General features: G+C 46.4%; 19 protein-coding genes. 18 read left to right on the forward strand and 1 reads right to left on the reverse strand.

The genetic code is table 11. From position 1 onward, the window contains the following. Positions 1-7: 7 nt before the first annotated feature. From QMG91_RS15130 to ovoA, 16 genes are all read left to right on the forward strand, one after another. Positions 8-700: a response regulator transcription factor gene (locus QMG91_RS15130; protein ID WP_004397813.1), complete on the forward strand. Its 693-nt coding sequence runs from the start codon at positions 8-10 to the stop codon at positions 698-700. After that, the gene (locus QMG91_RS15135; protein WP_022549646.1) at positions 697-2,130 is read left to right on the forward strand and encodes an ATP-binding protein; all 1,434 of its coding nucleotides are present in this window, start codon (positions 697-699) and stop codon (positions 2,128-2,130) included. Before QMG91_RS15130 ends, QMG91_RS15135 begins: the two co-directional genes overlap by 4 nt. Then, positions 2,127-3,362 carry an ABC transporter substrate-binding protein gene (locus tag QMG91_RS15140; protein WP_281827483.1) on the forward strand — a complete coding sequence of 412 codons (1,236 nt, stop codon included), beginning with the start codon at positions 2,127-2,129 and terminating at the stop codon, positions 3,360-3,362. Before QMG91_RS15135 ends, QMG91_RS15140 begins: the two co-directional genes overlap by 4 nt. A 165-nt stretch (positions 3,363-3,527) precedes the next feature. Next, on the forward strand, positions 3,528-4,430 hold the full coding sequence (locus QMG91_RS15145; protein WP_004397809.1) for a PIG-L family deacetylase: 903 nt from the start codon (positions 3,528-3,530) through the stop codon (positions 4,428-4,430). A 246-nt stretch (positions 4,431-4,676) separates the two neighbouring features. Continuing rightward, positions 4,677-6,200: a PTS transporter subunit EIIC gene (locus tag QMG91_RS15150; RefSeq protein WP_022549643.1), complete on the forward strand. Its 1,524-nt coding sequence runs from the start codon at positions 4,677-4,679 to the stop codon at positions 6,198-6,200. A 162-nt stretch (positions 6,201-6,362) separates the two neighbouring features. Further along, a complete protein-coding gene (mtnN, locus tag QMG91_RS15155; protein WP_004397805.1) occupies positions 6,363-7,058 on the forward strand; it encodes a 5'-methylthioadenosine/S-adenosylhomocysteine nucleosidase in 696 nt (231 codons plus the stop codon). Positions 7,059-7,066: 8 nt separating this feature from the next. Further along, positions 7,067-8,020: a cobalamin biosynthesis family protein gene (locus QMG91_RS15160; protein WP_281827486.1), complete on the forward strand. Its 954-nt coding sequence runs from the start codon at positions 7,067-7,069 to the stop codon at positions 8,018-8,020. 1 nt (position 8,021) lies between these two features. Continuing rightward, positions 8,022-8,852 carry a vitamin B12 ABC transporter substrate-binding protein BtuF gene (gene btuF, locus QMG91_RS15165; RefSeq protein WP_281827487.1) on the forward strand — a complete coding sequence of 277 codons (831 nt, stop codon included), beginning with the start codon at positions 8,022-8,024 and terminating at the stop codon, positions 8,850-8,852. Positions 8,853-8,860: 8 nt separating this feature from the next. Next, positions 8,861-9,481: a trimeric intracellular cation channel family protein gene (locus QMG91_RS15170; protein ID WP_004397802.1), complete on the forward strand. Its 621-nt coding sequence runs from the start codon at positions 8,861-8,863 to the stop codon at positions 9,479-9,481. Between the two features lie 271 nt (positions 9,482-9,752). Further along, on the forward strand, positions 9,753-10,736 hold the full coding sequence (locus QMG91_RS15175) for a questin oxidase family protein (RefSeq protein ID WP_281827489.1): 984 nt from the start codon (positions 9,753-9,755) through the stop codon (positions 10,734-10,736). Then, positions 10,733-11,164, forward strand: a complete 432-nt coding sequence (locus QMG91_RS15180; RefSeq protein WP_022598837.1) for a VOC family protein — start codon at positions 10,733-10,735, stop codon at positions 11,162-11,164. Before QMG91_RS15175 ends, QMG91_RS15180 begins: the two co-directional genes overlap by 4 nt. 17 nt (positions 11,165-11,181) lie before the next feature. Next, on the forward strand, positions 11,182-11,742 hold the full coding sequence (locus QMG91_RS15185) for a flavodoxin family protein (RefSeq protein ID WP_281827492.1): 561 nt from the start codon (positions 11,182-11,184) through the stop codon (positions 11,740-11,742). 650 nt (positions 11,743-12,392) lie between these two features. Next, positions 12,393-13,853 carry a tryptophanase gene (gene tnaA, locus QMG91_RS15190; protein WP_281870083.1) on the forward strand — a complete coding sequence of 487 codons (1,461 nt, stop codon included), beginning with the start codon at positions 12,393-12,395 and terminating at the stop codon, positions 13,851-13,853. Between the two features lie 124 nt (positions 13,854-13,977). Continuing rightward, the gene (locus QMG91_RS15195; RefSeq protein WP_004397793.1) at positions 13,978-15,192 is read left to right on the forward strand and encodes an aromatic amino acid transporter; all 1,215 of its coding nucleotides are present in this window, start codon (positions 13,978-13,980) and stop codon (positions 15,190-15,192) included. A gap of 28 nt (positions 15,193-15,220) precedes the next feature. Then, entirely contained in the window at positions 15,221-15,604 is a 384-nt protein-coding gene (locus QMG91_RS15200; protein ID WP_281827497.1) for a Rid family detoxifying hydrolase, read from the forward strand. 210 nt (positions 15,605-15,814) lie between these two features. Further along, positions 15,815-17,929, forward strand: coding sequence for a 5-histidylcysteine sulfoxide synthase (gene ovoA / locus QMG91_RS15205; RefSeq protein ID WP_281827499.1), 2,115 nt, complete (start codon positions 15,815-15,817; stop codon positions 17,927-17,929). Positions 17,930-18,078: 149 nt separating this feature from the next. Here ovoA and QMG91_RS15210 read toward each other — a convergent pair whose 3' ends face one another. Further along, complete coding sequence (locus QMG91_RS15210; RefSeq protein WP_281827500.1) at positions 18,079-18,345, reverse strand: hypothetical protein; 267 nt, start codon at positions 18,343-18,345, stop codon at positions 18,079-18,081. 426 nt (positions 18,346-18,771) lie between these two features. Between QMG91_RS15210 and QMG91_RS15215 the strand changes: the two genes are divergently transcribed. After that, positions 18,772-19,968: an ABC transporter substrate-binding protein gene (locus QMG91_RS15215; RefSeq protein WP_281827502.1), complete on the forward strand. Its 1,197-nt coding sequence runs from the start codon at positions 18,772-18,774 to the stop codon at positions 19,966-19,968. A 1-nt stretch (position 19,969) separates the two neighbouring features. Then, complete coding sequence (locus tag QMG91_RS15220) at positions 19,970-21,181, forward strand: CaiB/BaiF CoA transferase family protein (protein ID WP_281827504.1); 1,212 nt, start codon at positions 19,970-19,972, stop codon at positions 21,179-21,181. Positions 21,182-21,233 lie beyond the last annotated feature (52 nt).

Below are 21,233 nucleotides of genomic sequence, written 5' to 3' on the forward strand. Positions count from 1 at the left end.
GGTAATAATGGAAAAGAAAGTGGTCTTAATCGTCGATGACAGCCAAGAGATACTCGACGCATTAAGCGAATACCTTGAACGTTCCAACTTTTCTGTCTTAACCGCTATGGATGGGGAGCAGATGTGGGAATTACTCAAATCTCATACCCCTGATTTAATCATTTTGGACATTATGTTGCCTGGCGATGATGGTCTTACGCTTTGCCAGAAGATAAGACAAGACTCCCACGTTCCTATCATTATGCTCACGGCGGTCACTGACGATGCAGACAGAATCGCCGGGCTGGAAATTGGCGCAGACGATTACATCACTAAATCGTTCAACCCACGTGAACTGCTGGCAAGAATCAAAGCGCTTCTACGCAGGGTTACCTTTAATGCCGATCAGACGGAAAGGAAACTGAAGTTTTTAGACTGGACCTTCGATACGTTGAAAAGGCAGCTAAGACACGACGATGGTCAGCTGGTTTCCTTATCTGGGGCGGATTATTGCTTACTTTCTCTTATGCTTGAGCAACCCAATCGCCTGCTAAGCCGTGACGAAATAGCGCAAGCCCTTTGGGGACGCGATGCAGAACCCATGGAGAGGGGCATTGATGTTCAAATCAGCCGTTTGAGAAAACAGTTAAGAGACGAAAGCCGCAATATTATTTTAACTGTCCGTAACCGCGGGTACATGCTGGTAATAGATTCCAAATGATGCATAAAGGTATGCTGCACTCAATGGTGCCTAGAATTACCGTATCCATGTTTGCGGTCATTCTACTGGCTGAGGTCTTCGCAGGGATCGTCTGGTTCAAAGCAACATCAGCATCAAAAAGAGAATCAGCCAGTATCGCGGTTTCTACCATTACTTCAGCGGCAGCAGAAACCATCAACTATTTTGCTGACCTGCCTGTTAACTATCGCCATTTGATTCTTGAGCAGCTCCGTAATATCGGGGGAACCCGATTTTTTGTATCAATGAACAATAGCGCTCTCACTATGCCTTCTCTGGTGGAACACGCGCTCGTCCCTGCCATGGAAGCTCAGGCGATAGAGCAGCTAGAAAGTCAGATAAAGCACTCACAATCTTTAAAGGTTACGCTAACCAGCCGTGAAGAAATCTTATTGTTCAATACTGGGTTACATCTTGATGAGCTCCCTGCTCTCTGGAAAGACTACAGCTTGGTATTAGGCAAACTCGACTTGCCGATTATGGTAATTCAAGTCCAGCTACCCGAGGACAAATGGCTCTACCTTGCTACGGTTTTACCTCTGTCTTTTAATGACCTTAAAAACAGCGTTATCGATGGTCGGCAAATCACCTTCCTCCTGATTGTGACGGTGCTACTCGTAGGGGTTTCATACGTGGTTCTCAGCCGGGAAATTCGACCCTTTCGCTCCCTTGCCCGTTCAGCAACGTTAATGGGAGCTAATATGGAAACTGAGGAAATTAAAGAAGAAGGTTCCAGTGAAACGCGAGCTGCGATACACGCGTTCAACAAAATGAACCGGCGTATAAAAGCCTACCTTCGCGACCGGGACATGTTCTTCAATGCAATCTCACACGACATCAAGACCCCCCTGGCTTGCTTAAAGCTTCGAACAGAAATGTTGGAAGATCCTCCAACCAAAGCCAGATTCGAAAAACTGCTTAATGAAGTAGAGCTGATGCTCAATGGCGCACTTCAATGTATGCGCGACAATGACATTCATGAAGAGCTGGAATGGTTTGATCTCAATGACTTCGTTGAACAGTGCGCTGCTGTCCACAACCAAAATCAAGAGGTGGTTCGACTGCATCAAATGCCACCAATACGTTTATATGGAAAACCACTGGCGATTAAGCGCTGTCTGTTCAACCTGGTCGACAATGGCGTTAAGTATGGTCAGACCGTGGATATCAACATGTACGTCAATCAGGATTCTATTCAAATCACCCTACACGATGCAGGTCCTGGCATTGCCAATGATCAGTTGGAAGAAGTCTTTAAGCCTTACTACCGTATTCATGATGATGTGGATGGGTCTGGATTAGGGCTGTATATCTCCCGAAGCATTGCTCGCAGTCACGGCGGCGATGTCACTCTGTCAAATTCTCCAGATGGTGGGCTGGAAGTGGATATTGTACTGGCAAAAATTGTATGAAAATCGGATATAGCCTTATTTTGCTGCTCACCGCAGCGCCAGCTTTTTCAAAACCTTCTTTCGAGTTACTGCATTGGTGGACAGCTAATGGTGAAAATGCGGCGTTATCCGTTATTGAAGATCGCTTTCATCATTCCCCCGTTCGCTTGGTTGGAGACTCCATAACTGGCGGGGGTGGCGCACCCGCCAAGACCATATTGCAGGCCAGAGCCATTGCAGGCAACCCACCCAATATCGCCCAGATGGAAGGTCCTGCAATACAGTCCTGGGCGGCGTTAGGCTTTTTACACAATGTAAACGCCGTAGCGGACGCCCAAAATTGGGATCAGGTTTTGTACCCTGAAGTGCAGAAAATCCATCGATATGAAGGGAATTATGTCGCCATTCCACTCAACATTCACCGGTTGAACTGGATGTGGGTAAACACCGAAGTATTAGCCCAACACGGTGTCGCCATTCCTCATGACTGGCACTCCCTTCTCACTTCGCTCACCGAGCTAAAAGCCAAAGGCATCACCCCTTTGGCATTGGGTAGGGAGCAATGGCAAATCGTTCAGCTTTTTGAAAACATTGCATTTGGTATCGGTGGCGCAGATTACTACCGAAAAGCTTTTGTGCAATTAGAGCCACAAGCCCTAAAAAGCCAGGAAACGGAAGATGCCTTACAGAGGTTCCGAGCAATCGCCAACATAACCAGAGAAGACATGAGCGATAAACGCTGGGATCAGGGAACTCAGTCTTTAATTGAAGGACGTGTCGCCTTCCAAATAACCGGAGACTGGGCGTTAGGAGAAATGTTGTATGCAAATGCAACGATACCTGACCATATAGACTGCATTGCCTTCCCTTCTACTGAAAAAGGATTTATCTACAACATCGACAGTCTCGCCTTTTTCAAAGCGCATCAAGATGACTTAGAAACACTCAGTTATGTCACAACATCATTATCTCAGCCGGAATTTCTTTTGACATTCAGCCAAAAAAAAGGTGCAATTCCAGCACAGAAAAACATTTCTGTGGAAACATTATCTCGGTGTCAAAAAAAATCGCACTTCGAATTTAATCAGGCTATTAATACGGGGAATGCGATGCCGAGCTTTATTGACTCTATGGCAGTCAATCCTATTATTCAAAATGCAGTGTCGAAAGAACTTTATAAATTTTTTAATGACCCTTCCATTAAAACGAAAACACTCATTAACAACTTAAGCGCGTTAAGCCATAATATTTAATGGGAAATACAAAGTGTTTTTATCTTATTTTTTACAATCCAGAATAAACGTATCCATTTCTAAAAAACACTTACAAAGTAATTACAAACTTGAACCTTTAAACATAAGTAACTCTTTAGTATCTATCAATAACGAACCGATTTGATGATATATGGAGTTACAACAATGAAGTTAACCTCGACGTTAATTAGCCTTTCAGCGTTACTTCTTTCAACCAATATTCAAGCCGAAGAATATCGCATTATTAGCCCACACCACGACGACGCGTTATTGGTCTTTTCAGGTTATATATCCAGCCTGAATCTCACTAACGAAAGTGATGAGCGAATTGTTGATGTGATGTTTGGCGCGTCCAACTACTCTACCAACCACTTAGATGTACTGACCGATAAAAGAGTACTGACTATCACCAAGGCACGCTACGCAGAAGACTATGATGCGTTAACTGACCTGTTTACGGGGTGGGATAAATTCAGATTCAGAAGTTACGGCTACTACGATGCACCACTGAGGAAATATGTAGGGGACGTCACTGCCGGAGGCGGTCCTGCTGGTACTTTCCGCAACTTCAGACAGATTGAAATTGATACTTTCAACATGATGGTACACAACTTCACTTCCATCTTACAGCGCGAAAACTGTACCTTACTTGTGCCAATTGCCAACGGGATTCACATTGACCACTTCATGACAAAAGAAGCGGTGATCACGGCAGCATACAAATTAGGAAACCAAGCCAAGTGTAAAATTAAGTTCGGGCAGGACCAACCCTATACAGACGCCAACCCACAAAATGTGAATTTAGAAATTGCGGCATTAAAATCACGTTTACCTGATGGAGCGATTACCGAAGAAGTTTATGATATTCCATTAGAACCTGGCACCAATGAAACCATTAAATTAAATAAATTTAAGAAACACTACGTAACTCAATACGACACTGGATATATTGGTCCACTGACATCGAATTTAAGAGAAGTGGTTTATGTTTGGGATCCTGCGACATACGGTCAGGTAAAATCTCATCGCCACTGTGATGGTTCAAGTTACTGCAGACTGGCACCATAATCTGAATATAAATAACAAGTAGTGGCTTATTACATCACCCCTAGTCACCTTAGTGTATGGTCATTACTTCAAGGCACCTTCGGGTGCCTTTTTCACTATTAAACCTCATACTTAATTTCAAAAATCACCAATTGTAATTTGTCTTTTACAAAGTGAAAGCATTTGTAACCTTGGGCATGGACTAAGTTGATATTCTTCCAAAACATAAGAAAGAAATCGAAACGTGAAATATAGAAGGATTTAACAATGTTCGAGAATATGAAAAGTGCCCTATCGCGGCTTTCTTTAATAGGGAAAGCGTTAATGCTCCCCATATCCATATTACCTGCGGCCGGTCTTTTGCTTGCCTTTGGTGCAAAACTGGATATTCCATTAATGATGCGTGCAGGTGGCGTTATATTTGATAACTTGCCACTGCTATTTGCTGTAGGTGCAGCGGTTGGTTTAACTAAAGAATCAGGTATCGCAGCACTGGCAGCCATCGTGGCACTTGTTGTAATGAACGCCACCATGGGGGTTGCTTTAAACATTACCCCAGAAATGGCGATGGGCGGTGGACGCTATGCCATGGTTATGGGTATCCCATCCCTACAAACTGGTGTGTTTGGTGGCTTGATCGCGGGTATTTTAGCGGCAGTGATGTACCAACGCTTCTATCAGACCAAATTGCCTGACTTTTTAGGCTTCTTTGCTGGCAAACGCTTTGTGCCAATTATCACTGCATTTACGGCATTCCTGATCGGTCTGGTACTTCCTCACATCTGGTCTTACATTCAGTCTGGCATCGACGCCCTTTCCCATATGGCTAACAGCGGTAACATGTATGTGTCTACCTTCATCTACGGCTTTATGGAACGTGCTCTTATCCCTGTTGGCTTACACCACATCTTCTACAGCCCATACTGGTTCTCTTTCGGTGAATACACCACTGCAGCAGGTACTGTTGTAAACGGTGACCACACCATCTGGTTCAAAATGCTAGAAGACGGCGTGACCAGCTTCTCTACAGCGGAATACCAGGAAGCAGGCAAATTCCTTTCAGGTAACTTTGCTATTTACATGTTTGCATTCCCAGCAGCTTGTCTGGCGATGTACCACGAAGCCAAAGACAAAAATAAGAAGATTGCCGCAGGTATTCTAGGTTCTGCTGCACTGACTTCTTTCGTTACAGGTATCACTGAGCCAGTTGAGTTTGCGTTTATCTTTGTTGCACCACTGCTTTATGTGTTCTCTGCCATCATGGCGGGTGTGTCTTATGCGGTAACTTATGCGCTAGACGTTCACATTGGTAAGACTTTCTCTGCAGGTATCATCGACTTCGTTTCGTTCGGCGTATTGCCAGCCATGGATGGATTCAAGACAAACTGGATCAACGTTATCCTTTGGGGTAGTGCAATGTCCGTGATTTACTACGTGGTATTCCGCTTCGCTATCCGCAAGTTTGACTTTAAGACAGTGGGTCGTGAAGATCGTGATAGCGCGGCAATCACTCTAAGCAATGAAGAACTGGCGAAAGAAATCACCGTACTGATTGGTGGTAAAGAAAACATCACAAACATCGGCGCATGTATCACTCGTCTGAGACTGCAAATTAAAGATCAGTCACTAGTGAAGGACGAGGAAATCAAAGCTCTGGGTGCTATGGGGGTAATTAAAGTAGGCTCCAACGGCTTGCAAATCATCCTAGGCTCTAAAGCTCAGTTTGTAGCAGACATCATGAACTCTGATGGCGAGGAGTCTCCTCAGACTCTATCGACTTCGACAAGCTAATAGTCAGATAACGTTCCTATAAAACGTCGCGCCCAGCATGTTTAATAACAGGCTGGGCGCGATTGGTTTTACACAGAAAATATTTCGCACCTTCAGGTTAGAGAGAGCACAATATTCCTGCTACAATCCGCTGTAATTGAATCATCAACTTAGAGACAACAAATGAAAATCGGTATTATCGGTGCCATGCAGCAGGAAGTGGCTATCCTGAAAGAAGCGATGACAAATTGCGTAGAAGAAAACCGCGCAGGTTGCACTTTCTACACGGGTCAGATTAACGGCGTAGAGGCTGTTTTGCTTCAATCTGGTATTGGTAAAGTTGCCGCATCTGTCGGAACAACTTTGCTGCTGGAAAGTTACAAACCAGACGTTGTGATCAATACAGGTTCAGCGGGCGGTTTTGACTCTTCTCTGAACCTTGGTGATGTTGTTATTTCAACTGAAGTTCGCCACCACGATGCCGATGTCACCGCATTTGGTTATGAAATTGGTCAGATGGCCGGTCAGCCAGCGGGATTTGCTGCCGACGAAAAACTGATGGCGGTTGCGGAACAAGCACTTTCACAAATGGAAGAAAAACACGCGGTTCGCGGTTTGATCTGCACGGGTGATGCGTTTGTGTGCAGCGCAGAACGTCAGTCTTTCATTCGCAAACACTTCCCAAGCGTTATCGCTGTGGAAATGGAAGCGGCAGCTATTGCTCAGACTTGTCACCAGTTCAAAGTCCCATTTGTTGTGGTTCGCGCTATCTCTGATGTGGCAGACAAAGAATCGCCAATGAGCTTTGAAGAGTTCCTGCCGCTCGCGGCGAAAAGCTCTTCAGAAATGGTTCTGAAAATGGCTGACTTGCTGAAGTAAGCGTATCTATGGAAGCGCTTTTCACCAAGCTGTATTCCAACGGCGCCCTATTGGTTTTGTGGGGCGCTTTGCTGTTCCACTTTATCCTCCCTATTCCCAAAGCCGTTCATCCGGCGACTCTGTGGCATAAATTCGCAGAGCTCCTTGCCAGCAAAGTCAACAACAACCAGCAACACAACCAGAGCATGCTTTCTGGCAGCCTAGCCTGGGCGTTGATGTGTTTCCCGGCATTGGTTTTCTTCATCACACTTAGACCATTGGTCTGGCAACCCCAACTGTTTGATCTGGCTTTGCTATTGTTGGCAATCGACTGGCGAAGTAACGAATCGCTCGCCAAGCAATTGATGGAAGCGTTAAACAGGGAAGATAAAAAACGCGCCCGCCAGGAGCTGGCTCCACATGTGAACCGGGTAACGAAGACTTTATCCCCGCTTGGGCTGGGTAAAGCTGGCGCGGAAACTCTGATTATGGGGTACGGGCGCAATGTGGTTTGCGTGTTGTTCTGGTATGCCATCGGTGGTGGTATCGGGGCATTTATGTATCGCCTGATTATGGAACTGGCAAGAGCCTGGTCACCTAGCCGCAGCGAGTTTCTTCCATTTGGGGTGCCTGCTATTAGAATGCTGGCAATCATTGAATTTATCCCTCTGCGCCTCTTCAGCCTGTTGGTTTCAGCGGGGAAGAATATGTCGGCAGCGTTATCTGGCATGATTTCTCAGGGCAGAACCTGGCCAACTCCCGGTCCTGGCTGGTTAATGGCAGCAGTCGGCAACAAGTTGGAACTGTCTTTGGGTGGTCCTGCCATTTATGGCGATAAGAAAACCGCCAGACCAAAACTTGGTGGTCGTATTGCCCCTTCTTCTTATCATCTTTCTCAAATTCAACATCTGCTGGCATGGCGTATTTGTGTCTGGGTTTTACTCCAGAGTCTGGTCATGGCGGCTATTTACCAAGGTGTCTAAATTGAACTATCGTATTGCTTTGCTGGCGACCGTGTTGTTCAGCTCAAGCTTACTGGCTGATTCCAGCGTAAAACGAATCATATCTCTGGCTCCGCACGCAACCGAAATCGCTTTTGCCGCGGGGCTTGGCGATAAACTGATTGCTGCTACCGACCACAGCGACTACCCGGAAGCTGCCAAAAAGCTGGAGCGAGTCGCAAACTATCAGGGCATCAAGCTGGAGCGGATTGTTGCTTTGCAACCTGATCTCATCATTACCTGGCCAAGTGGTAATCCGGCAAAAGAACTGGATAAACTGAAAAAACTCGGCTTTAAGATTTACGAATCCAAGACAGGCACTTTTCAAGACATCACAAACAACCTAATCCAGTTAAGCCAATACGCCGATGACCCAACCATTGGTAAGAAAGCCGCTAAAGACTTTGAGCAGGCTCTGGCGAATTTAAAGCAACGTTACGCAACCGACCAACCTGTTAAGTACTTTTACCAGTTGAGCACCAAACCCATTATCACCGTTGCCCAGCACAGTTGGCCAAGTGAAGTGTTTTCTTACTGTGGCGGCGAAAACATCTTTGTTGATAGCGCATCACCTTATCCTCAGGTAGGTGAAGAACAGGTTGTTATCCGTCAGCCCGATGTTATCTTTACATCGCGACATGCTGTTCAGAACGAATCGCTCTGGAATGGCTGGGCATCGCAAGTGCCTGCGGTTCAGTATAAGCAAGTCTGGTCTTTGAATTCCGACTGGATTAATCGCCCGACACCACGCACGGTCTACGCTGTAGAACAGGTGTGTGATTTCTTTGAACAAGCCAGAAAAAACATAAAGTAAGAACCGTCATGGATGCAACATTACTCTACCTGATTGACATGTTTGGTACGGCAGTCTTTGCCATTTCTGGTGTTCTTCTGGCAGGTCGCCTGAAGATGGACCCATTTGGCGTTGTAGTACTGGGCAGTGTGACGGCAATTGGCGGCGGCTCAATTCGAGATATGCTCTTGGGAGCCACACCCGTATTCTGGATTTCAGACACCGCTTATCTCTGGGTTATTTTGTTCACCTGTGTCGCCACCATGGTGATCATCCGGCGACCAAAGCGTCTGCCTTGGTTCGTGCTGCCAGTCTGCGATGCGATAGGTCTTGCGGTATTTGTCGGAATTGGCGTAGAGAAAGCCTTAAGCTATCAGGACAGTGCACTGGTCGCTGTAATTATGGGTGTGCTCACAGGCTGCGGTGGCGGGATTATCCGAGATGTTCTGGCACGAGAAATCCCCATGGTGCTTCGAAGCGAAGTGTACGCCACAGCCTGCCTGATTGGGGGTATTGTTCATACCAGCGCTATTGCTCTTGGCTTAGATCACTCCCCGGCTCTGCTGTTAGGTATCTTTACCACCCTGACCATTCGCTTAGCAGCCATTAAATGGCACCTTTCACTGCCTGTATTTGCCATCAATAAGTAACCTGAACTCAGGGTACGTAATACCCCTTCTTTCGAATCGAGCCCACATCACTGATGTGGGCTTTTCTATACCCAAACTACCTCAAGGTGCTAGGTTCAGCGAGAATTGAGTGGGTATTACCCCTTAACATTCATGATGATTTCTTGAGCAACTTCTCATTTACGCTCCCTTAAAACCCATTAAGTAAAGTTTTTTATTTACTTAGTCAATATCAGGCTTATATTAATAAACAAATTACTTTACTAATAAAGCATCAGTGGCAGGAAGCACTATGAGCGAAGTGAATCGCAACACCTTAGATTTGATCCATCAGGCACATCAATTTGATCCAAATTACGGAGACAGGTTAAGTAACCACCTTCCAATGGCTTTGATCGCATTAGATCTGGGTGGTGCGCCAGCAAAACGAGTCACCGAGTTTTATCAGGAGTATGTCGGCAGGCTTGAACCACTTTGCTCTGATCCTTCCATTCAAAGTCGATCGCTAGGTGATCGGGCAGACTTTTCTAACTGGGTGGATTTTTATCAGCAAGAGCTAGACTCACAGGGTATTGAAGCAACCTTGTCTCTGCACTTACCGGATCTGTTTAACGGTGTTTCTGCCGCGGCTTTTCATGGATTGATCCGGCTTTCATATGCTATCGATGCACAAAGCACTCGCGAAATTGCTCATGCTCTTGCTTATCTGGCAACTGAATATCAACCGATTGGCGAGCTGCGAAATGACGCTGGTTATACGCTAAAAGAGCAGCTCAGACTTGCCCATCAGCAGTATGCAGATTTCCAGTTTGGTCCGGGCATTATTGTGGATCGTATTCAGGAAGTCGCTGACTCAGAGCAGTTTCGTTTTGTTGCTTCTTCCCCTTCCGATCTGTCCAGACTTTTAGTTGCAGAAGCCGTAATCACCCCTTTTATTCACACTAACGATTTTACATTGCTGCATGGTGTCACCGGATTTCAGGCTTTTCTGAATATTGAACGCTTTCTTCCTGATCCCAATAAAGGACTACAGCAATTCTGGCAGGCGTATGTCGCCGCTTACTGCACCAGTCTCCCTAATGCGGAACATCCGAGTGAGGAGCTGACTGACTCGCCGTCAGTGCCTTCATGGGAAAAAACCATGAAACGAGCCAGCGCCAGCCCGGATGATCACACCATAAAACTGGTCTACAGCTGTTATCGGATCCACCAAATTATTCCAACCCCTCTGTGCATGAAGGCAGCGCAAATGCGCCTTGCTAAGGAGTCATTATGAGTACCTATGTCGAACACGCGAACGTGACGGTTAACAACATCGAACGTGCCATCGCATTTTTGCAAACCGCGCTACCGGATTTTGAAATTCGCCATCAAGGAAAAAGTCAGTATCGATGGTGTCATATCGGAACGGATTCAACCTACATCGCCCTGCAAGAAGGCAACATCAATGAAGATGACAACCGGACGCCTTATCGCCATGTCGGGATCAATCACATCGGTTTTGTTGTGGATGATGCCGATGAAGTGCAGCGAAGGTTGGTTGAACAAGGTTACCGACAAAATGACATGGAGACTGAACACCCATTTCGCAAACGCCTGTATTTCTACGATCACGACGGCATGGAGTGGGAGTTTGTTCAGTATCTGAGTGAAAAGCCTTCGGAAAGAAATGATTATTTATACCCAAATACCCCAAATACTTAAAATAAGGAGAAACGCCAGTGGCTAACATCGCAATCGTGTATTTTTCGAAATGTGGCGCAACCAAGGCTCTTGCTGAGCACATTGCAGGAGGCATACGAAGTGTGCCCAATGCCGAGCCTGTTATACTGGAAATTCAGCCGAAGGACATCATCGAGGGTCGCTACACAAACGACGTAATATTTGAACAACTGAAAACTTGTGATGGCATTATCTTTGGGTCACCCACATACATGGGCGGACCAGCCGCTCAGTTCAAAGCATTTATGGACACCAGCAGTGATGCGTATTGTGAACAGGATTGGAAAGACAAATGGGCAGCAGGCTTCACCTGCGGAGGCAGCCTGAATGGCGAGCAAGAACAAACGCTGTTCTCGTTTTTTGTTCTGGCATGCCAGCATGGCATGGTGTGGGCGGGCTTGAATACCTCAGAGCACACCAGCGACAAAGGTCTGAATCGTCTTGGTTCGAACATTGGTTTGACTGCCTGTAACAATCATATCGACGAATTGGTGGATGAAAACGATGCTCAAACGGCTCAATATCTCGGTCTGAGAGTTGCCAGGCTAGCGACTAAATAACCACTAAAACCAAGCAAATTCAACGTGCTACAAACTTCTGAATTTGCTTGGTTATCTTCTCACTTTATTGACTGAGTTTGTGTGCATATTTGCACCTAATAAAATGTGAGCCTATCTGCTATTTTTATATTGAAAAGTATTTATCCGTATTAACCTAATCACATTTATATTTTTACCGGATTCTATTTATACTATTATTAATATATATTCATTCTAAACAAAGCGTATTTTGTTTAAGAGCAGAGGAACATCTCATGAATATGTACCTTAAATGGCAATCTAAATTTCAGTTCACCTTGCTGGACTGGTATACGCTTGATCACCAAATTTCATTTCACCTGTCTTCTGAATAATCCAATCCAGCCTGACTTGAGAGCATAGGCTTCAATAGGATCAAGGTCTGAGCCTTTCACGCATTGAACCCTTTCAGGATTTCGCTGTTGTTGGCTTCAGCTAATGAATAAACCTGTTGTTTATTTTCTATTATGAGTCTGGCTCTCTAAGTTCTGATTATTTCAAATTATTAAATATATTCCGACATTTATTTATTTAGTGGGCATCGCTACATCCCTCAAATAGCGAATCCCTAAATAAAAATGACGGCTGGATAGATCTATTCATTCACATATGTGAATTAAAAAGGCAGAAAAATGGATAATTTTAAGCACTTACCAGAACCATTTCGCATTCGTGTTATTGAGCCCGTCAAACGCACGACAAAAGAATACCGTGAGCAAACCATCTTAAAAGCAGGAATGAACCCGTTTTTGCTGGACAGTGACGATGTGTTTATCGACCTTCTCACCGACAGCGGAACAGGAGCGATCACCCAACAGATGCAGGCAGCCATGCTGATTGGTGATGAAGCCTACAGTGGCAGCCGTAGCTACTATGCGTTAGCCGATGCGGTCAAAAACATCTTTGGATACCAATACACCATCCCCACTCACCAAGGACGTGGTGCGGAACAAATTTATATCCCTGTATTGATTCGAAAACGAGAAAAAGAGAAAGGGCTCGACCGCAATAAAATGGTCGCCTTATCGAATTACTTTTTCGACACCACTCAGGGGCACACTCAGGTGAATTGCTGTGTCGCCAAAAACGTCTATACCGAAGAGGCATTCGACACTTCCATTCATGCAGACTTCAAAGGTAACTTCGATCTGCAAAAGCTTGAAGCCGCGATTTTAGAAGCTGGTGCTGAAAATGTCCCTTACATTGTCAGTACCATCACCTGTAACTCGTCTGGCGGGCAGCCTGTTTCTATCGCCAACCTGAAAGCCGTCTATCAGATAGCCAGACGCTATGACATTCCAGTCATCATGGATTCCGCACGATTTGCAGAGAACGCCTACTTCATTCAGCAGAGAGAACCGGGATATCAGGACTGGAGCATCGAAGCCATCACCCGTGAATCGTACCGCTACGCCGACGGCTTAGCGATGTCGGCTAAAAAAGATGCGATGGTGCAAATGGGCGGGCTGCTTTGCTTTAAAGACGACTCGTTCGAAGACGTATACAACGAATGCCGCACTCTATGCGTTGTGCAGGAAGGCTTTCCTACTTATGGAGGGCTTGAAGGCGGTGCGATGGAACGTCTGGCAGTCGGTCTTTACGATGGTATGCGACAGGATTGGCTGGCTTATCGAATCGGTCAAATCCAGTATCTGGTTAATGGTCTCGAAGCCATTGGAATCACCTGCCAACAGGCTGGCGGGCATGCAGCATTTGTTGACGCCGGTAAGCTTCTTCCTCATATTCCCGCCGATCAGTTCCCAGCACACGCTTTAGCTTGTGAGCTATACAAAGTTGCAGGAATTCGCGCCGTTGAAATTGGCTCTCTTTTGTTAGGGCGAGACCCGGCAACAGGTAAACAGATCCCATCCCCCGCGGAACTGCTTCGCCTGACGATCCCGAGAGCAACCTACACGCAAACCCACATGGACTTCATCATTGAAGCCTTCGAAAAAGTGCTGGAAAACACTCAGAACGTAAAAGGACTGACGTTCACCTATGAGCCAAATGTTCTGCGTCACTTCACGGCGCGACTGGAAGAAGCGGAAACCTCTTCAGTAGACCAACAGGCGATACCTATGACGGAAGCATAATTCAATCAGGCACACTTCGGTGTGCCTTTTCAATACTGCAAAGTCGCGTTAGCAATATGTTTGGCATTTCAAATGCTGGGCAGGGGTTGTTACGCGCCATAAAGAAGGATTTAAGGTAGTTATTATGAAAGGAAAACCCTCTATTTTAGGCGGTGCATGCATTATTGCCAGCGTCTGTGTTGGGGCAGGAATGCTCGGTTTACCCAGCGCTGGTGCAGGTGCGTGGACGGGGTGGTCGATGCTCGCCATTGCCTTCACCATGATAGTGATGACGCTATCAGGCTGGATGCTACTGGAAGCATTTAAGCACTACGATCTAAAAGTATCATTCAATACCGTGACCAAAGATATGCTGGGCAACAATATGAACCGCCTGAATAACGTAGCGGTGTATTTTGTTGGCGGGATCTTGCTGTACGCTTACATCACATCTTCCGGCTTGATATTGCAAGACATGCTCTCGGTAGACAGCAAAGTCGCTTCGGTTCTGTTTGTTCTGGTGTTCTCATCGTTTGTGTGGCATTCGACCCGAGCGGTGGATCGCATCTCGGTCGTGCTTATTGCTTTTATGGTTTTAAGCTTTGTGTTCGGCGTTTCAGGTTTGGTTGCCAATGTAGATCTGAGCATTCTGTTTGACCGGATCAATCAGGAAACCAGCTACGCCCCGTATGCCATGGCAATGCTGCCTGTCGCACTAACCTCATTTGGTTACCACCATTCTGTTTCTAGCATGCGCTGTTACTACGGCGAAGAAAAGCGCGCTAAGTACGCCATTCTTGGCGGCACGGTGATCGCCTTGTCTCTTTATTTTCTCTGGGTGATGAGCATTTACGGCAACCTGCCCAGAGACCAGTTTGGTCCAGTGATTGAGCAAGGCGGTAACGTCGATGCCCTTCTTTCTGCGCTGGGATCCGTCATCGAATCAGAAAAAGTCGCCAATGCCATCAATACCTTCTCGATCGCAGCCATTCTTTCATCTTTTATTGGTGTTGGATTGGGAGTCTTCGACTATCTGGCAGACCTTTTAAAATTTGAAGACTCCAAAGCGGGCAGAACCAAAACCTGGGTTGCCACCTTTCTGCCACCACTGATTCTTTCACTGCTTTTCCCGTTCGGGTTCTTAGTGGCCATTGGCTATGCCGGCGCTGCCGCTACGCTCTGGGCCTGCATAATTCCAGCCTTACTGGTGCGAAAATCCCGCCAACGAGAAGACGGAAACGAGGGCTTCATCGCCCCCGGTGGCACACCGTTCATTTTTATAGTGATGGGCTTTGGAATCCTGACCGCCCTCTTCCACTTTATGTCGATGCTTAACCTCTTACCTGCGTTTGCAGGATGACACTCACCCGATTAGATATGGAACCGTTATGAAAACTCTCAATACACCACTTGCCCCTCAAGCCATTGGTCCTTACGTACAGGGTAAAGACATCGGAAATCTCGTTTTTACCTCTGGGCAACTTCCTGTTCACCCAGAAAATTCAACCATTCCGGATAGCCCGGAAGCTCAGACCACACAGTCTTTGCGCAATGCGCTAGCGATCCTCGAATCTGCAGGTTTAGGTGCTAAGGACGTCATCAAAACCACGGTGTTTGTGCAGGACTTAGACGATTTCGGTGTTATTAACGCCGCTTACAAAGTCTTTTTCGACGCTCACGATGCCCCTTATCCAGCGCGTTCCTGCGTTCAGGTAGCTCGATTACCGCTGGATGTGAAAGTAGAAATTGAGATGATCGCAGCCCGGAACTGAGCCAGTATCATCACCAATAAGCCGCTGTAATGGCGGCTTAAATTTCAAACACCAATAGTGATCCAATTCACATTCTTACCAACGCGTCTGTATCCTTTCTGACAATTCGACGGTCTGTCATGTATCGGCATAACGCCTTTATTTCTATGAACTAGTGTTATTAGGGTCTGTTGACCTTAGCGTCATATCTACCCAACTGGGAGCGTCATTATGGAAAACGACTTAATCCGGGATCATCAAACCATTCTTCTTACCGGAGAAAGTGAGCAAGAAAAACGCGAAGAGCTACTGAAATATTTCGACCAGACCTGGCGTCTTTATGAGTCTCTGTTTGAAGTGATCAATAACGATGAAGCTTACTACAAAAAAGCGGAGCCACTGCGCCACCCGCTGATTTTCTACTTCGGTCACACCGCCACTTTCTTCATCAACAAACTCAAGCTCGGCAAGATCATTGATAACCGCGTCAATGAACACTTTGAGTCGATGTTCGCCATAGGCGTTGATGAAATGTCCTGGGACGATCTGGATGACGCGCATTACGACTGGCCTGCTGTGGATGATGTGAGAAGTTACCGCGATGAGGTTAAAATACTCATCGAATCCACGATCCAATCGATGGAACTGACGCTACCCATCACTCAGGATCAGCCTGCCTGGGCGATCTTGATGGGAATAGAACACGAGAGGATCCATCTGGAAACCTCTTCCGTGATCATCCGCCAGCTTCCTCTGGAAGATGTTTCCTCACACCCCGTCTGGGCTTCCTGTACCGATACGGGTTCTGCGCCTGAAAACAGCTTGGTGAGCGTTGCCGGAAAACACGTCACCTTAGGCAAAGGTGAAGATGACCTCACTTATGGATGGGACAACGAATTCGGTCAGCAAAGCTGCCAGGTGCAGGACTTTAAAGCGTCTAAGTTTTTGGTTTCCAATCAGGAATACAAAGAATTCGTCAAAGACGACGGCTATCGTCAGTTGCGTTTCTGGAACGAAGAAGGACAAGCCTGGCTTGAATATACCCAAGCCGAAATGCCCAGATTCTGGCGCTTAAAAGAGGGCGTTTACTGGCAGAGAAATCTGACTGAAGAAATCCCGCTGCCGCTGAATTGGCCGGTAGAAGTAAACCAACTGGAAGCCAAAGCATTTTGTAACTGGAAAGCAGAGCAAAGCCAAAAGTCTGTCCGCCTGCTTACCGAAGCAGAATGGCAATTACTGCGTGACAATATCGAAGAAGACGCGCCTGTCTGGCATGAAGTCCCGGGCAACCTTCAACTGGCATTTTATGCTTCATCCTGTCCTGTAAACCGCTTTGGACACAACGGCATTTACGACGTTATTGGTAACGTCTGGCAGCACACTGAAACCCCTATTGATGGCTTTAGCGGATTTGAAGTTCACCCACTGTACGACGATTTCTCTACCCCAACCTTTGATGGCAAGCACAACCTGATCAAAGGTGGCTCTTGGATCTCAACCGGAAACGAAGCCATTCGTGGCTCGCGCTATGCGTTCCGTCGTCATTTCTATCAGCATGCAGGTTTCCGTTATGTCGAATCGGATCAGAATCCGCAAGACATGGTATCGATGAACATCTATGAGACTGATGAGCTCATCTCCCAATACCTTGAGTTCCACTATGGCGATGAGTACTTCGACGTGCCTAACTTCTGCGTCAACGGCATTGCGCAGGTAATGCAGACGATTCAGGTGAGAAACAACGCTCGTGCATTGGATATTGGCTGCTCTGTCGGACGCGCCACTTTTGAACTGGCAAAACACTTCGGTCATGTTGATGGCATCGATTTCTCGGCACGCTTTATCCAGCAAGCTTACGCTCTGACTGAGCAGGGAGAGAAACGCTACACCATTCGCACCGAAGGCGATCTCGTCGAGTTTAAGAGCATTACGCTAGACAAACTGGGTTATTCACACCTGACCTCTAAAGTGAACTTTATGCAGGGCGACGCCTGTAACCTCAAGCCTCAGTACACTCAGTACGACTTGGTTTATGCTTCAAACCTGATTGACAGGCTTAACGATCCGAAAGCGTTTCTGACCAGTATCAGCGAGCGCGTTAACCAAGGTGGTCACCTTGTGATAGCCTCTCCTTACACTTGGCTGGAAGAATACACCGAGAAGAGTAAGTGGCTTGGTGGTATCAAAGTGAATGGGGAGAATCACACCACGCTGGATGGGTTAACCGAGGCGTTGATAGGCGAATTTGAACTGGTGGCAGTAAAAGAAGTACCGTTTGTTATTCGCGAAACCCAACGCAAGTTCCAGCACACCTTGTCTGAAATGAGCATCTGGCGAAAACGCTAACCCGCAGGTGAAGACTTAAAACAAGGGCTCTGTTTATGAGCCCTTTTCTTTTGCTACTTTGTTTTTTGATAACTTAACGCAATTTCTGCTGCAAAGTAAAAACTCGGACTTGGCAGTGCAGCACTTAATTTTTATTTATTATGTACTTACTATCGCGAATTTTTACAAACTAGCCTAAAGTCGGAAGGTATCATATACAGCCCGCCAAAAATAACACCTTCATCTGTAGTCCATTCCATATCAATGCTAGCTTTAGTACCATTTTCAACTAGCTCAGTAATAGGGTACTGCTTGCCTAACATATCTTTGTGAAGTGTTTTCATATCGTCGTCTAAAGTGTCAAGAAACTCAGGGTAAATATATAGCACTTCAACTACATCTCCTGCTTTAACCTCATTACCATCAATATCGACCATTTACTTACCTATACCGTAACTGCCCTTCTATATAATCGACCAAGGGTTAAACCCCATTGATTCTATGGCATCCAACCCATTTAAAAACATAGAGTTAAACAATACCATTATCTGTTCTTAGTCATAAAAATGAACCAAATCTTTCCAAAAGCAGGCACAAGATAAATTTCATGATTTTATATCGACTCACAACATCCTTTGCTCCACTTTCTCCTTTCAAACAAGTCTGAGTTTTTACTTCTCCCAAACTCAGGTTTTCAAGGGGCTCTGGCGATCTTTTCACATTGGAATGGCAGAAACCCACAACCAACTGTTCAAAAAACAACCTGCCAATCTCAACAATGACACTTTACTTTGTTTATATATGAAAACAACATTTATATAGGAAAGCTTTTATCGTAACCAATTTGGATGGTAGCGACAGACATGTCATACGAAAAATCGACAAGGATAAAAGGGCTTGCCTGGGATCATGAACGCTGCTGCGGTCCGCTTGATGCCAGCATCCCTTTGTTTAAAAAGAACAACCCACATATTGAAATCCAGTGGGACAAGCAACCGCTCAGTGCATTTGGTGAAGGTGACCTGAATCAGGTGCTGAAGCAGTACGACTTGCTCATCATCGATCACCCTTTTATCGGGGAAGCCAGTGAGGGCAATTACTTCCACGATCTGAAAAACCTGCTGCCAGATGGGCTAATAAAGGCTCACTCCCTTGATGCTATTGGTCCCTCGTTCGAGTCTTATTGCCACAATGAGCAGTTGCTCGCTTTGCCTATTGATACGGCATCTCAGGTAGCGGTCAGCCGCCCCGACATTATGGAATCTCAGGGTTGGCGTTTGCCCAGAACTTATCAGGAACTAGCTGAACTGAGCAAAGCAGTGCAGAAAAAAGGGCTTTACATCGGCTACCCTGCTGCCGAAATCGACATCATGTGCAGTTACCTCACTGTTAGCGCAGCACTGGGTTCTCCTTTGAAAGATGACGGAGCATTTACCGATTTCACTACGTTTTCAAAAACCATTGGCATGCTCAAAGAGATGCTTTCATTTGCTCATCCTGACTCACTCGAATGGAACCCTATTCAGTGCTATGACTACATGATCGAGCATGATGACATTCCCTATTCTCCTTTAGGCTTTGGCTACCTGAATTACTCTGCACGGGCTTTTTCTACCAAGCTCAGTTTTCACAACATTGTGGCTTTCAACAATGAATTGCCAGCTCGCTGCGGGCTATTAGGTGGTGCGGGAATTGCCATAAGCAAACACAGCGACAAGCCACAAGAAGCCGCCAAGTACCTCGCCTTTCTTTGCTCTCCTGAATATCAGAGTTCGGGATACATCTTTGCAGGTGGTCAGCCAGCGTTTGGGGCAGCCTGGCGTAACAAGCAAGCCGACGAGCAGTTTGGGCATTTCTTCTCTCAAACCCTTGAGGCAACAGAGCATGCTTACCTGCGCCCGAGGTTTTCTGGGTTTATGACCTTCTTTCGCAGCGCGATGCCAGTCATTGCCAGCCTTGTAACCGACGACTCTGGCAATACATCTCAAGCTTGGAAAGACCTATCTGAACGATTCAAAACCTGCCAGCCATCTCAAGCCAAGACAATTAAGGATTTTTAGCATGAACAAAGCACTAAACGGCGTCAAAGTTCTGGATTTCAGCCACCTTCTTCAAGGTCCGTTTGCTACCCAGATGCTAGGAGATATGGGGGCTGACATCATAAAAATTGAGCGACATGGAAAGGGCGACTTGTTCCGTAGCCTCACGTTTTTCAATAAGTGGGTAGGAGGAAGCGAAAGCCCTAACTTCCTGGCCTGGAATCGCAATAAACGTTCTCTGGCGGTCAATTTAAAAAATCCAGACGTGCATCAGTGCATCATGGAAATGGCAAAAACGGCCGATGTGGTGGTTCAAAACTTCCGCCCGGGGGTATTGGATAAGTTGGGATACGGTTATGAAGATTTTAAAGCAGTAAATGACCGCATTATCTATTGCTCTGGTTCTGGGTACGGGGAGAGCGGACCTTACCTGAGCCGACCGGGCCAGGACATGCTGGTTCAGGGTTTGACAGGTCTGGCATCCAACACCGGTCAAGCCAGCCAACCACCGGTACCGACTGGCGCGGGTATTGCCGATCAAATTGGTGCCATGAACATGGTTTATGCCATTTTGTCCGCTCTGTATTACCGCGAGAAAACTGGAAAAGGGCAGAAACTGGAAATCAACTTGCTGGCGGGAATGATGGCGCACCTAGGTCAGGAATACCTTACGGTACTCAACCTAGATCAGGATTTTGAACGCCCGGATTCAGGGATTGGACACCCGGGAATGGACGCACCTTTTGGCGTTTACCAATGCAGCGATGGCTTTGTCAGCATCGCCATGAGCCCGTTTTCAACACTGATTGATGTGCTTGGTGCTGACCACCTTTCAGCCTACGACAACCCTCAGGTTCTGTTTGATAAACGAGATGAGATCTGGGAAGCCATCAATAAAGAAACCCAGAAATTCACGCAGGCCGAACTTATGCAACGTCTGTTGGAAGCCGACGTATGGTGTGGCGAGATAAAGGATTTTCGTCAGGCGAGTGAAGACCCACAGGTCACGCACCTCGGCATGATTACTGAATATCAACACCCTACTGCGGGTGATGTAAAAGTGGTCGCACCCGCGGTAACCATGAGTGAAACCCCTCCCAAGATTGACCGCCCGGCGCCTTTAGTTGGGCAACACAGTATCGAAATCCTTCGCGAACATGGAATCGCGGAAGAGCTGATTGAAAAACTGACTCAGTCAGAAGATGTAACGGTGCAAATGCAGCATGAAAGCTAGGGTAAATAGGTTCTGGCTGTTATGCCGTATTGCTGTCGGATGTATTCCTCAT

Origin of the sequence: Vibrio nigripulchritudo (genome assembly GCF_027924785.1) — a bacterium.
GTDB lineage: Bacteria > Pseudomonadota > Gammaproteobacteria > Enterobacterales > Vibrionaceae > Vibrio > Vibrio nigripulchritudo.